Origin of the sequence: Pseudoalteromonas sp. BDTF-M6, assembly GCF_018334135.1 — a bacterium.
Lineage (GTDB): Bacteria > Pseudomonadota > Gammaproteobacteria > Enterobacterales > Alteromonadaceae > Pseudoalteromonas.
On the sequence record NZ_JAGXTQ010000004.1, the window covers coordinates 333135 to 346563 of the forward strand.

Below are 13429 nucleotides of genomic sequence, written 5' to 3' on the forward strand. Positions count from 1 at the left end.
CACAAAATACTGTATAAAACACTGTATAAAGTAATAAGAAGCGGTACATCTAAACTCAGGTTTTTTTGGTTGGCATAAAAAAACCGGCCTGAGCCGGTTCTTATATTCGTTGTCTCAGTATAGGTGATGCTTAGAAATGCTTACTAGACTTGGCCCATTTGGCAATATCATTACCCAAGGTATTCACGGTGTGTGCTAACACCGAGCAAGAGCCTTTAAAGCCACCAAAAAAGCCACCCGCCGAATTGCGCGTTTTGCTGGTGCTGTCGACCACCTTGCCATCGATCATCAACTTAGCGGATACCGATGCCGATTTACGGTGACCAATAAACGCATTACCGCCACTGTACACATTATCTATGCTCAGTTGCAGCACCTTACCGGTTTGCGGTAACTCACCCTTCACCTGCTCAATGGCAATACGCTGCGCCTTGGCATATTTCACCAAAGAATCTGAAAATTGATTGCCCAGCTGGTAACACTCGTTTTTAACATTGTCGGCGATAATATTCGGATTAGAATAAGGTACATTGGTGAGAATGTAGAGCACCTCATTACCTGCTAGAGACTTAGATGCCTTAGCAACTTTGGTTTCGCTGACCACGTCTTGTTGAGGGGTTTCAACAGAGGCTTGAGCCGAAGCCTGTGCTGGAGCTTTATTTGTTGTTGTCTCGCTCGCTTCAACGCTACTCACTGAGGCATTGTCACTTTGCAGGTTAGATGCACTTGCTGTGGTGTTATTGTCGGTCGAATTACAGCCGCTTAGGGCTAAGGCGGTGAATGCGATAAGTGGATATTTCATGTTAACTCCCTTTATTATTGTTTTAAGCCGGATATTGTTACAAGGATGTAATCAATTGTAAAACCCATCTTGTCGATGAAATGAAATTATTCGCAACTTCCGCCCCCTAAATAGAGAATTTTCTTCAGTAACAATGGGGTACAACAAGTATCCATATGGGAATTCCATTCACCTAACTGTTCGCATAAAAACCTTCAGGCAGCCATCAGAAAATCGGTGGCTCCCGGCACAACTGTTATACTTAATGCAATAGGCTATAAGGGTGTGGACACGCCCCTTTACCCGGATTTTGTCAGCACCGCCACGGCCAATCGTCTTCTCTTTTTAAGGAGTGGCAGCTATGTTGAAACGTCTCTTGCACTGGGCCTTGATCGCACTTATTGCCTTGCCCCTGACTGGATTTGCAGCCACATCAACCTGGAAGATAGCCTCGCTGGAATGGCCGCCCTATGCCAGCGCGCACATGGACAATGGCGGCGATGCCATTGCCTCGTTGCGCGACCTGCTAGCGCCTCATGATATTGCCATCGAAGTCGATTACCTGCCCTGGGAGCAGGCTCAGTTACGAGCCGCTGCAGGCGAGTACGCCGGCTACTTTCCGGCTTGGCCATCGGAGGTACGCAGTGGCTTTATCGCCTCGGCACCGCTGGGGTTTTCACACCTTGGCATCTTAACCAAAAAAGACCACGACCTGGATTATCGCAACCTGATTCATCTCTTCGAGCAGTATAAGGTTGGCGTGGTTGCCAGCTATGTTTATCCCGTCAACATACAAAAAGTGCTCAACGAGTATAGGGAAACCATACTCTACGCTAACTCTGAAAAGGATTTGGTGGCCATGCTGCACAGGGGGAGCGTTGATTTGATCCTCGCCAGCCCGGAAGTTGTCACCCATGTCTCGTCTCGCAAACGCGCGAATAGCCTCAGAATGGTCACCCAATTTGCCGACATTCCGCTGGTACTGGCTTTTAGGCAGAGTGAAAAAAACCAAGCCCGCCAGGTACTTTTAAATGACCTGTTACAGCGCCACTTAGATACGAATACCGCATTTACCCGTCCCACAGAGCTGACAGGCACTTACATAGATACGCCAGGGGTTGAGCCCTTTATCCACTTTATCGAGCAGGTCTACGCCGAGCTTGGCATCAGTTTAAAGCTGGAAGCCGTTCCGGCCCGTCGTGGCCTGGTGCTGCTTAATGCCGGAGTGAGTGATATTGATGTTGTGAGAGTGGCGGCCAACATGTCCAGATTTAAGAATATTCGCGTACTTGCGCCTAGCCTGGCGGTCGGCGAACATATTCTCCTGTGTGATAAGGCGGTGCCTTGTAACCTGGCGGCGTTGAGCAAGCCGAGCAACAAGATACTGATTGCCCGCGGCACCCTGGAGTCGCTTGCAGAATTTGATATCAAGGCCAAGCTGGTGTTTAACGAAAAGCTTAAAAGCATACCCGAGTTGCTCAAGCGTTATGAATTTGAATATGCGATATTTTCTACCGTTTTTGGCGATAGCCGGCAGTACGCGGATAACTTTAATGTTTTGCCACTAAGACGGTTTCGTCTCAATCATGTGATTAATCGCAGTCTTGACCCACTGATCCCCGAAATAGAACGCACTATTCGGGACAAGTTAGAAGACTTTACCCCAAACAGCATGCATTAAGGCTTGTTTTGTTTTTTCTTGGTGCGTTTGAACAGGCCCAACCAAAACGCTCCTTCGAGAAAGACGCCGACGATTAATAAGGCCAGCACACCTTTTTCGGCGCCTATGGCATAACAAATTAATGCCAGCGGCAAGGCCCATAGCCAAAGATATTTACGTACGCTCATCGCCCAATCCCTATCTAGTTGATGGCCTTAGGCTATCTAACTTAGCGTTTTTGAACAACAATTGCGCAGCACAAAAGTGTAAGCATGTATTACTAGGAGGGACATCACCGCGCTGCGGCGGCGATCAACAAGGATTTAGAGGTAACCTTCCTGATGAATACGCACAAATAACTTGGTGCCGACTTTGGAGTAATCAATTTTATATTCTTTGCCATCCAACGCCTGGATAAACAGCAGGCGTTTTTCCTCGGCGAAAATATCGGCGCTGGCAACATGCACTACCTCCAGGTAACGCTCCCTGGCTTCGCGGCGATTGCGCGGTAACGACTCTTTAAAGGGCTCAAGACCATGCTGAGTTACCTTGATTTTTGGGTGGTGTTCACCGTTAACGACCACTAGATCCACCTTTTTAATTTTGTGGATCAGGGTGTTACGACCACTTTTAATAAACGCTCTTTCATCGGCCATGAAGAATTTCCTCTGTCATTTACTACTTGCTGCAGACAGCTCTTGCCGCAACCGGGACACGGTAAGCACCGGGTCTTGTTGCCAACGATGTAACATATAACTGAAGGTCCAAATATCGCGATCCAATGCCGCCGCCGGCAGCAGGATATGGTATCCGGTCAATAGTTTTAAGTTTTTCATTCTATTAGCAAACATGGCCAATAATCCAGTATATTTGCAGCCGCCTTCGCTAACATATTCGGTGTCTTCCACCAGCCAATGCGGCGGGCATTCTTTGCCCTCATGACAATAGGCCTTGATCGCCTGCAACAGAAAATGGCGCTGCTCAACTAACAAACGACCGGCCAAACGCGGCGATAGGCGCTGTAAAAACTCGTCTTCACGGCGCACACAAATACCTATTACATTGAGCTCTAACACTTCGCCCCGACGCTGCACCTGCACCACGCCGACCCGAGCCAGATTGCCCACCGGCAGCTGCCAGCAGCCGTACTTATGGTTATAACTGAGCTTGTCCCTATCGAGATAGATGCTGTAAAAGGGCTCGCGTAATTTCAAAAAGCCCACCAGCACGCCCACCAAGGAGGCGCTCAGAATAAAAATCTCCGCCAGCAAGACCTCACCGGGGCGAAACTTCATCACCGCCACCAGCACCAGTAACACGGCGGCGCTGATCAACAGGGTTTGTGCTCCATAACGCGAGCCCTGGGCTCTGATCTTCGCGCCCTGATAGCCCTGCTCCTGCTTTTCACCCTGATGTTGTGGCGAAGAATTGTGCGCCATAACCCGCCCCCTACTTCTATACTCTACCTTGAGTGTATATAAAGATGCGTAGCAATGGCTAGTTACCTTTGTCGTTCTCGTTTTGTGAACAAAAACTGTAGGGTCTGTTTATCTTTGCGGTTTACTTTATGTTCAATCTAAACGCATTCTGATCACGACGCTCGTTATGATGCATAGTCATTCTATGTTCATAGCGAGTAACACAGAGCAAGATGCGTTTAGATGAACCCGTAGGGCAGCGCTTGTAGCGCATTTCTACTGTGTTGTTACATGTTTATGTAGAATAACTACACTACACATGTGCCGCCTTGTATAAATTCACTACACACTGCTGCAGAAACAAACAACAAAGGTCAACAGACCCTGATTATTCATCACAAAATCGTTATTTTCGGTTAACACACAAAAATACAGGATTGGCGGTCTATGTGTATGCCGACAAAGTCGTAAACTATTCTCGGGCTAAAACTACATAAGGCATTAACAATGAACCACAATAGGCACTCGGGCAAAGCGCTGTTTCCCGTTTTTATTATCATCTTTTTGGGATTGTGCGTTTATTTGTACCTGCCTAACGGCCAATCGCAACAAAACACCCGCCAAATGCAACCCACGAGAGTGCAAGTGCATACCGTCGAACAACAACAGCGTGCCGTTAACGTGGACGGCATCGGCAGCAGCCGTGCCAATCAGGCCATTTTTATTAAAAGCGCCCAAAGCGACTATGTGGATGAGATCTACTTTGACGATGGTGAGCTGGTTAAGGCAGAGCAACTGCTGGTGCAACTACGTGACACCGAAGAGCAGCTGAGAGTGAAGGAGCTGGAGGCCAACCTTTCAGAAGTAGAGCGCCAATTAAACCGCCTTACCGAGCTGGCCCGCTCGCAAGCCGCCGCCAAGTCGTTACTGGAAGAGCAAAGAGCCAAATTTGAAGCCACCCAGGCACAACTTGAGGCTGCAAAAACTAAGTTGGCAGAAATGCAAGTTCGTGCTCCCTTTGCCGGTACCCTGGGCAAGCGCATGATTTCTAAGGGTGCCTTTGTCTCTAACAGCACGGAAATTACTACCTTGGACGATCTCAGCGTGATCAAGGTCGACTTTAATGTGCCGGAGAAATACCTGGCGCAATTGCGTGTTGGCATGTCGGTGAGCGCCCGCAGCGACGCCTACCCGGCACGCACCTTCAACGGCAAGGTCACCCATGTCAGCTCTCGCGTCGATATGAACACCCGCAGCGTGCCCATCAGCGCCAGCTTCAGCAATAACGAGGCGCTGCTGCGCCCAGGCATGCTACTCAATACCACCTTGGAACTGAAAACCTACGAAGCCCTGCTGGTGCCGGAAAAAGCCATTATTCCACGCCAGGACAAGCATTTTGTCTTTCAGGTAGTCGATGGCATCGCCACAGAAGTGGAAGTAAAGGTCGATAAACGTTACGACGGCTGGGTTGGCATCAGCTCTGGCCTCAAAGCGGGTGACCAGGTGGTGACCGAAGGCATCATTAAAATTCGTTCCGGCTCACCGGTGAATGCACAGGAGAGCGAACAGTGAGGATCACCGATACCGCGGTAAAACGCCCCGTCTTCGCCATTGTTATCAACCTGCTGTTGCTCACCTTTGGTCTGGTGGCCTTTTCGCTGTTGCCGCTGCGCGAATACCCAGACATTGAAAGCCCCATTGTCAGCGTCAGCACCAGCTACACCGGCGCCTCATCGGAAATTATCGAAACCAAGATCACCCAGGTGATCGAAAACCGCATTTCCGGTATCGAGGGCATTAAAAGCATCACCTCGTCGAGCCGCAATGGCCGCTCCAATATCACCATAGAATTTAATATCGACCGTGATATTGATGCCGCCGCCAACGATGTGCGCGAGCGTGTCTCGCGTGCATTGGACAGCCTGCCGGATCAGGTGCGCCCACCTGAAGTGTCTAAATCAAATTCCGATGAAAGCCCCATCGCCTGGTTTGTGCTTAACAGCAGCAGCATGGATACCCTGCAGCTCTCAGACTATGCCCAGCGCTATATCGTCGACCGCCTGGCAGTGGTGGACGGTGTCTCCAATGTCCGTATAGGTGGTCAGCGCCAATACGCCATGAAAATCTGGCTTAACCGCCAGGCCATGGCCGCCCGCGGCATTACCGCCGCCGATATCGAGCGCGTGCTGCGCGCCGAAAACGTTGAACTTCCCGCCGGTGAAATCGAGTCGAAAGACCGGGACTTCTCGGTACGTACCGCTCGCAGTTACCTCGACCCGCAGGATTTTCGTAATCTCGTGGTGGCCCGTGGCGATGGCGGCTACCTGGTGCGCCTTAACGAAGTAGCCGATGTGCAACTTGAAGCCGCCGATGAAGAAAGCATGTTCCGTGGTAATGGCCGCAATATGATAGGCTTGGGGATAGTTAAACAGGCCAAGGCCAATACCCTGACGGTAGTGGAAAACGCCCGTAAAGAGCTGGAAAACATTAAGCGTAACCTGCCTCCTGGCACCACCATAGAAGACAGCTACGACTCCTCCATCTTTATTAAGGAATCGATCAACGAGGTGTATCGCACCCTGGCCATTTCTATGGGTCTGGTAGTATTAGTCATCTTCTTATTCCTTGGCAACATTCGCGCTACCCTGATCCCGGCGGTGACCGTGCCTGTGGCACTGATCGGCAGCTTTATGTTCCTGCTGGCCATGGGTTACTCCATTAACCTGCTTACCCTGTTAGCCCTGGTGCTGGCCATAGGTCTGGTGGTGGATGACACCATAGTTATGCTGGAAAACATCCACCGTCGTATCGAGCTCGGCGAGCCACGCCTGCTTGCCGCCTATCGTGGCGCCCGCGAGGTAGGTTTTGCCATCGTCGCCACCACGCTGGTGTTAATTGCGGTATTTGTGCCCCTGGTCTTTATGGATGGTCGCATCGGCGCCCTGTTCACCGAATTTGCCATGGCGGTCAGCGCCGCGGTGTTTTTCTCCAGCGTAACCGCGCTGACGCTCTCCCCGGCGCTGTGTTCCAAGGTACTTAAACAAAGTGCCAACTCGGGACGCTTTAGCCAGTGGATGGACCGTCAGTTTGCCCGCTTAGAGGGCGCTTACGAGCGCACTCTGGCCGGCAATATTCGCCGCTCCGGTATGCTTACCATCATGTTGTTACTGGCCGGCGCCGCCTGTTATGGGCTGTTCCAGAAAATTCCCTCGGAATTAACGCCCAAAGAAGATCGCGGCACCTTCTTTGTGATGATGAATGGCCCCGAAGGCGCCAGTTACGAAAACAACGCCGAAAACATGGCGAAAATTGAACAGCGCCTGCTGCCTTATGTAGAGTCCGGTGAGCTTAACCGCGTGCTGGTGCGGGTACCCGGCTGGGGTGGGCAAGGCGGCGTGGCCATTATCGGCATGGCCGACTGGGACGAGCGCAAGCGCGATACCTGGTCGGTAATGGGCGAGATCAGTGGCAAGATGCGTGAAGTGACCGATGTGCGTGCCTTCGCCATTATGCGCCGTGGCATAGGCGGTGGTGGCTCGTCGCGCCCCATCGAATTTGTACTGCAAGGCAATGATTATGAAGAACTGGCCGACTGGCGCGATCGCATCATTGCCCGCGCCCAACAAAACCCGGGCCTGGTGCGTATCGACCATGACTATAAAGAAACCTTTCCGCAATTTTTGGTGAGCATAGATAAAAACAAGGCCGCCGATTTAGGGGTGTCGGTCTCGGATATCGGCCGTACCTTGGAAACCATGCTGGGGCAGCGCCGTGTTACCACCTTTATCGACCGTGGTGAAGAGTACGACGTGATCTTAAAAGGTGAGAAACAAGACTTTGCCAGTCCACAGGACGTGTCGAACATCTATGTTAATTCCCGCTCCGGTGAACTGGTGCCTTTGGACAGTTTGATCACCGTCTCCGAAGAGGCCACCGCGTCACGCCTTAACCGCTATAACCGCATGCGCGCCATTACCCTGAGCGCCAACCTGGCCGATGGCTACACCCTGGAAGAGGCGCTGAACTTCCTTAACCAGGTGGCGATGGAAGAAAACGACATCGACGGCGCCATCGACTACAAGGGCGAATCCCAGCTGTTTTACGAAGGCGCCTCGGCCATGGTCTATGTGTTTGTCCTGGCACTGACCGTAACCTTCCTGGTGCTGGCGGCGCAGTTTGAAAGCTTTGTGCATCCCTTTGTGATCATGCTGACCGTGCCTTTGGGCATCGCCGGCTCGCTCTTTGGACTGTACGCCACCGGGCTGACCCTGAATATCTACAGTCAGATAGGGATTGTTATGCTCATCGGCCTGAGCGCCAAGAACGGTATCCTGATCGTGGAGTTTGCCAACCAATTGCGCGATAAGGGCATGGAGTTCAGCGCCGCCCTGTTGCAAGCCTCCAAGCAGCGCTTGCGCCCTATTATTATGACCTCCCTGACTACGGTCATGAGCTCGGTGCCCCTGGTACTGGCCAGTGGTCCTGGGGCGGAAAGCCGCATGGTAATAGGTGTGGTGATCTTCACCGGCGTTACCGTGGCCACCTTGCTGACCCTGTTTGTGGTGCCCAGTGCCTATTATGCCCTGGCACGTAAAACCCAATCGCCGGAGTTTTTGCAGCACCGCCTCAACAACCAGGAGCAACAGCACCCGTTGCAGGAAGAGTAACCCTAAAAAGGCAGAGCAATCTGCCTTTTTTACTATTAAGCACTTAATCGCGCTACACTTGAACTAGGTATTGCAAACAGGACAAAGCGCAATGAGTGAGCTACGCACGGCCACCTTCGGTGGTGGCTGCTTTTGGTGTATCGACGCCGCCTTTAGACGGGTCAAAGGCGTGCAACAGGTTTCTTCCGGCTACAGCGGCGGTCATGTTGAGCACCCCACCTATCATCAAATTTGTGCCGAAGACACCGGCCATGCCGAGGTGGTGCAGCTCGTCTATGACGAGCAAAAGATTGACTACCCCACGCTATTAAAGATGTTTTTCGCCCTGCACGACCCCACCACCTTAAACCGTCAGGGCAATGATATCGGCCCCCAGTATCGCAGCGTGATCTTCTATCATGGCGACCAGCAAAAACACCAGGCCGAGCTGGTTATGGAACGCCTGCAAGAGCACCTCGACGATGCCATAGTCACCGAGCTCCTTCCGGCGCAGGAATTTTATCCTGCCGAGAGCTATCACCAGGATTACTTTAGCGCCAACCCGCGGCAACCGTATTGCAACCTGCTTATTGCTCCGAAAATAGCCAAATTTGAGAAGGAATTTGATGCATATTTGGTGTAGAACTTGTCGGGTCGCCGACTTCGACTTAGAGGAAATGCTTGTCCATTTCCTCTAAGAACTCCTAGGACACCCCAGCATTTGCTTTATTCTTCGCTTGTCGGTGTTGCCTACGCACCCGGCGAAACTCGGCAATCCCTGCCGAGTTGTACTACCAACCCCACCAAGCTCAGCGCAAATGCACGGGGAATAAGCTGATACATCGCATTTCAGATTAAGTATTACTCAAGCTGCCAGCCTGTCAGATATAAGCGATAAAAAGCCAGTGCTAGCAAAAGCCTGAGGGATTTGTTATCAATAGAAGAATAAAAACTTGTTTGCAAACTAGCTCCAAAGTTTCTCTTTATTAAGTTGCTAGAATAAATTGGAGGTTATTGCGATGATTTCAAAATATAATTCATTTGAACCTAAAAATATCCCCGCGAACGCTCTTGCAAAGATGGGGCTAAAAAACGTTTTAGATGTGCCAGTTCAACCCGCACAGTATTCTCAAATGAATTATTGCCTTAGCAATGTCCAAAGATATTTAGAAAGTAATGATGGCTCAATGATGTTTGGCTGGATTACTTCTGTTTGGGGAAATCTGATCCTTAGGCTTACAGCACATGTCATTGTTCAAAAGGAAGATGGTAAATTAGTTTGCATCACTCCGTCCGCCCTAAACGCAAAAAAGATAAAGTTCATACCTGATCCTGAAATCCCAGATTTAATCCAAAATGGACGCATGCCGATAAAGCATATCGCTTTGAAAGAACATACTCTCGTTCAAGAGTTATTAGAATTAGAAGCAGAATACGAAAGCTTGCACCTTTCTGAAACTGGAGTCATAACAATACAAGTTGCTAATGAGTTTGATCTTAAACGAGTGTCTGCATATTTGAAATTGGAGCAATTAGCGCAAGAAGTGACCTCGAAAAATGACCAATGCTTTTGTGGTTCAACTAAGCAAAGGAAAAAGTGCTGCAAATAAATTCAATTAAAAAAATCATTCAAGTGCGGGGTTATCCATAGGACTTACCCAAAAATAACACTTTCCTACCCACCGACTAATTCAAAACCAACAGGTATCGACCTCCCCGTTTAGATTCGCGCTGTAGAAATCGGCTTTTGTTGTGGAGTGTGCTTGAGACAACGGAGCATGGATGCGAAGTTAGGTTTATCGAGGTAGGACACCTCGTTAAACCGTGTCGAAGCTAAGCGGAACGCTTAACAAAAAACCGAGTTCGCAAGCAATAGCGAATCACGGGTTCGCGGGGTTTCCAAAGGGGGAGTCGAATCACTCCCTCTTTGGTTGTCGTCGCCAACGCGACAAGAGCTATCAGTTAAAGCAAATGTCGGCGGCCCAATAGCAATTGTCAGGTTGAAATCTGACCTACAGGTATCGATCTTCCCGTTCAGATTCGCGCTGGCGAAATCGGCTTTTGTTGTGGAGCGTGGAGTTGATAGCGAGGCACGATGCCGAGCTAGATTTATCAGTACATGGATGTGCTGTTAAATCGCATCAAGGACTAAGAGGAGCGCTTAACAAAAAACCGAGTTCGCAAGCAAGAGCGAATCACGGGTTCGCGGGGTTTCCAAAGAGGGGCGACGAGATCTATCAGTTACCGTTACTGTCGGCGGCCCGACAAAAAAAGCCTCCTTTCGGAGGCCCTCTTCATTTACAGCGACAAACTCACCCCTGCATAGACCTTGCGCTCGGCGCCGATATATTCAGAGGTAATGGCACCCGTGGTCCAGTCCGTGGCGGCAACATTGGTGACGTATTCCTTATCGGTGAGGTTTTCAATGGCAAAATCAAAGCTGATGTTGTCCACCAGCTGATAACGCGCATTCACATTGATCAAGGTGTAGCTTGGCAGGTGAGTGCGGTAATAGCTTACGCGATCCGAGCGGTATTGCAGCTGTGCGCCCACATACCACTTATCAAATTCCTTACCCAGACCCCAGTTAAAGCTTCGCTTGGCGCGCAGTACCAGATCTTCGCCGCTGTTATCATCCTGAGCATCCACATAGCTGAAATTAACCCTGTGGTTAATGCCAAACCAGTCTTCCACCTCGGCGCTGACCTCAATGCCTTCAAAGCTGGCCTTGTTGATGTTTTCCGGGCCATTAAAGCCCCAGTCGATAAGGTTATCGAAAGTGTTTTTATACACAGCCACATCGTACTGGCCGCCGGCGATATTCAGGCGCAGGCCAAGCTCGGCATTGGTCGACTCTTCCGGCTGCAAGTTAGGGTTGGCGCCCCAAATTGAGCTGGCGTCATTAAAAGTCGGGGCCTTAAAGCCAGTGCCGTAGCTGGCGCGTAAGGTTGCGATATCGGCGAAAGGGACACCCAGCGCCAGATTATAGGTCGACTCGCCGCCAAACTCGCTGTGATCGTCGTTACGTACCACGGCATTGGTGCTAAAGGCATCATGGCTATAGTAGGCACCCAGATACACGCCCTTGTTGCTTTGTGTTTCGTTGACAAAACCCGACTGTGGCTGGCCTTCAAGGGCGTAGGCATTGATGGAGTCGCCCACATCCTCATAGTAATAATCCAGACCCGAGCTGATGGTCAGGGCTTCACCCAGGGCAACATTAAGCTGATAACCCAGCTCGTCGCGCTCGGTAATGTACTGATTGGCCTTGTAACCCGGGTATGGGTTTTTCAGGGTGTTGAAGTTGTCGTCCTTTACCAAGGCGGTTTTCAGGGTATGGGCATAACGGCCATGGGCCTTTTGCCAGCCCAGTTGCAGGTGATAATTCTCAAACTTGCTGAAATCACTGCTGGCACCGTCGTACTCGACTTCGGCATCGCTGTATTGACCAACAAACTCCAGCTTACCTAAGGTGTCAAAGTCATAGCTTAAGCGGGCGCCGATATTTTGGTTTTCATAACCGTCACGATCCGGGTCCTGTCCCGAGGTCACATTATAACCATCGGTTTGTTCATAACCCAGGTTAATAGCGCCCTTAAAGGCGCCTTCAGTCAGGGCATAGGCTCCCTGAATATTCACATAGTTGTCGCTGCCGCTCGATACCGACAGGGTTTGGCTGTCGCCATTGCGGGTAATGATGTTGATCACTCCGGCCAAGGCATCTGAGCCATACCAGGCGGCGCGGGCACCACGGATGATTTCCACCCGCTCTATGCTGTTCAGTGGCAAGGTTTCTAAGGCCTTATAGCCCAGACTGGCGGAGCCAACGCGGACACCATCCACCACTACCAGCGAGTGACGGCTGGCGGCACCGCGAATAAATAAGCTGCTGGTTTGTCCTTGGCCGCCGCTGCGGACAATATCGATACCGGCATAGTTTGACAGTAACGCCGGTAGGTCGCGCACGCCGGCGTGTTCAATGTCATCACGGGTGATCACATCTATGCTGGCCAGCACCTTGTCGATAGGCTGTTCAAATTTGTTGGCCGTGACCGTGATATGTTCGATTTGCTGTGACTGCGCCGCCACAGAGGCAGAGAAAAGTGCCGCCAAAGACAACGCCACCTTGGTTTTGCTATACATGTAGATCCCTTAACCCGCGCCCACCGCACAGGATTATAATTGGTTAGATAAGCGTTATGGCCGGTCTCCGGACTGATTGGCAAATACCAAAATCACCGTTGCGGGGGCAGCGTAGGATTCACACCTACTTCCCGATTATCCCTGAGCACATAACCAATGGGCGAGTTCTGCAAGGCACCATAACAAGGCGGCGTTATTGTGCGCAGTAAGGAGGGGAAAGTCAATGGACGTCTATACATCCATTGACGAAATAATTACAACCGTAGAGACGGGCTGTTTTAGTCGCGGAAGTTCTTGAACTGGAACGGCTGACCTAGATCGGCTTCGCGCACCACCTGCATGGCGGCCTGAAGATCGTCACGCTTTTTACCCGTTACTCGTACTTCTTCGCCTTGAATTGCGGCTTGCACCTTGATCTTGCTGTCTTTAATGGCTTTTACCAGCTTCTTGGCCACGTCTTTTTCAATACCCTGCTTCATAACCACCTTACGGGTTACGTATTTACCATGCAGGTCGGCTTTTTGGATCTCAAAGCTGTTTACGTCAAGACCGCGCTTGGATGCTTTGCTGGCAAAGATATCAAACAGTTGCATAACTTGCTGCTCGGCTTCGGCGGTTAATTCGATTTGCTCGTTGTTAAGCTCAATTTTGGCATCGACACCACGAAAGTCAAAGCGCGTTTCCAGTTCGCGTTTGGCGTTTTCAACGGCATTTTTTGCTTCGCTCATATCGATTTCAGAGACGATATCAAATGAAGGCATGGGGGCTCTCCTAAACTTAA

Annotated in this window: 11 protein-coding genes and 1 riboswitch; of the genes, 5 read left to right on the forward strand and 6 right to left on the reverse strand. The window is 50.6% G+C overall.

The features are described from left to right. Window positions 1–130: 130 nt before the first annotated feature. Entirely contained in the window at window positions 131–802 is a 672-nt protein-coding gene (locus tag KD147_RS11405; RefSeq protein WP_212547943.1) for a hypothetical protein, read from the reverse strand. A gap of 340 nt (window positions 803–1142) precedes the next feature. On the opposite strand from KD147_RS11405, the gene KD147_RS11410 reads away from it, so the two are divergent. Further along, window positions 1143–2462 carry a transporter substrate-binding domain-containing protein gene (locus KD147_RS11410; protein ID WP_212547944.1) on the forward strand — a complete coding sequence of 440 codons (1320 nt, stop codon included), beginning with the start codon at window positions 1143–1145 and terminating at the stop codon, window positions 2460–2462. Here KD147_RS11410 and KD147_RS11415 read toward each other — a convergent pair. The 3 genes from KD147_RS11415 to KD147_RS11425 form a co-directional block, all read right to left on the reverse strand. Next, complete coding sequence (locus tag KD147_RS11415; protein WP_199774850.1) at window positions 2459–2629, reverse strand: hypothetical protein; 171 nt, start codon at window positions 2627–2629, stop codon at window positions 2459–2461. The genes KD147_RS11410 and KD147_RS11415 overlap by 4 nt on opposite strands. Window positions 2630–2764: 135 nt before the next feature. After that, window positions 2765–3097, reverse strand: a complete 333-nt coding sequence (locus KD147_RS11420) for a hypothetical protein (protein WP_105188365.1) — start codon at window positions 3095–3097, stop codon at window positions 2765–2767. Window positions 3098–3112: 15 nt separating this feature from the next. Continuing rightward, on the reverse strand, window positions 3113–3880 hold the full coding sequence (locus KD147_RS11425) for a DUF2982 domain-containing protein (RefSeq protein WP_212547945.1): 768 nt from the start codon (window positions 3878–3880) through the stop codon (window positions 3113–3115). Between the two features lie 486 nt (window positions 3881–4366). Between KD147_RS11425 and KD147_RS11430 the strand changes: the two genes are divergently transcribed. From KD147_RS11430 to KD147_RS11445, 4 genes are all read left to right on the forward strand, one after another. Next, window positions 4367–5431, forward strand: coding sequence for an efflux RND transporter periplasmic adaptor subunit (locus KD147_RS11430; RefSeq protein ID WP_212547946.1), 1065 nt, complete (start codon window positions 4367–4369; stop codon window positions 5429–5431). Beyond that, window positions 5428–8526 (forward strand): efflux RND transporter permease subunit, encoded by a 3099-nt coding sequence (locus tag KD147_RS11435; protein ID WP_212547947.1) that lies wholly within the window; start codon window positions 5428–5430, stop codon window positions 8524–8526. The genes KD147_RS11430 and KD147_RS11435 overlap by 4 nt, the downstream gene beginning before the upstream one ends. A 91-nt stretch (window positions 8527–8617) precedes the next feature. Further along, entirely contained in the window at window positions 8618–9148 is a 531-nt protein-coding gene (gene msrA, locus KD147_RS11440) for a peptide-methionine (S)-S-oxide reductase MsrA (RefSeq protein WP_105255871.1), read from the forward strand. Between the two features lie 376 nt (window positions 9149–9524). Continuing rightward, window positions 9525–10115: a hypothetical protein gene (locus KD147_RS11445; protein ID WP_105255872.1), complete on the forward strand. Its 591-nt coding sequence runs from the start codon at window positions 9525–9527 to the stop codon at window positions 10113–10115. Window positions 10116–10803: 688 nt separating this feature from the next. On the opposite strand, the gene KD147_RS11450 is transcribed toward KD147_RS11445, so the two are convergent. Then, on the reverse strand, window positions 10804–12648 hold the full coding sequence (locus KD147_RS11450; protein ID WP_212547948.1) for a TonB-dependent receptor domain-containing protein: 1845 nt from the start codon (window positions 12646–12648) through the stop codon (window positions 10804–10806). Between the two features lie 41 nt (window positions 12649–12689). After that, a riboswitch (cobalamin riboswitch) is annotated at window positions 12690–12845 on the reverse strand. Window positions 12846–12926: 81 nt separating this feature from the next. Next, entirely contained in the window at window positions 12927–13409 is a 483-nt protein-coding gene (locus KD147_RS11455) for a YajQ family cyclic di-GMP-binding protein (protein WP_105253900.1), read from the reverse strand. Between the last annotated feature and the right edge of the window lie 20 nt (window positions 13410–13429).

Bases quoted from the DNA above. Each gene is read 5' to 3' on its own strand.
- msrA (WP_105255871.1), top strand. From the start codon at position 8,618: ATGAGTGAGCTACGCACGGCCACCTTCGGTGGTGGCTGCTTTTGGTGT.
- KD147_RS11420 (WP_105188365.1), bottom strand. From the start codon at position 3,097: ATGGCCGATGAAAGAGCGTTTATTAAAAGTGGTCGTAACACCCTGATC.
- KD147_RS11455 (WP_105253900.1), bottom strand. From the start codon at position 13,409: ATGCCTTCATTTGATATCGTCTCTGAAATCGATATGAGCGAAGCAAAA.
- KD147_RS11410 (WP_212547944.1), top strand. From the start codon at position 1,143: ATGTTGAAACGTCTCTTGCACTGGGCCTTGATCGCACTTATTGCCTTG.
- KD147_RS11415 (WP_199774850.1), bottom strand. From the start codon at position 2,629: ATGAGCGTACGTAAATATCTTTGGCTATGGGCCTTGCCGCTGGCATTA.
- KD147_RS11405 (WP_212547943.1), bottom strand. From the start codon at position 802: ATGAAATATCCACTTATCGCATTCACCGCCTTAGCCCTAAGCGGCTGT.
- KD147_RS11430 (WP_212547946.1), top strand. From the start codon at position 4,367: ATGAACCACAATAGGCACTCGGGCAAAGCGCTGTTTCCCGTTTTTATT.
- KD147_RS11425 (WP_212547945.1), bottom strand. From the start codon at position 3,880: ATGGCGCACAATTCTTCGCCACAACATCAGGGTGAAAAGCAGGAGCAG.
- KD147_RS11450 (WP_212547948.1), bottom strand. From the start codon at position 12,648: ATGTATAGCAAAACCAAGGTGGCGTTGTCTTTGGCGGCACTTTTCTCT.
- KD147_RS11445 (WP_105255872.1), top strand. From the start codon at position 9,525: ATGATTTCAAAATATAATTCATTTGAACCTAAAAATATCCCCGCGAAC.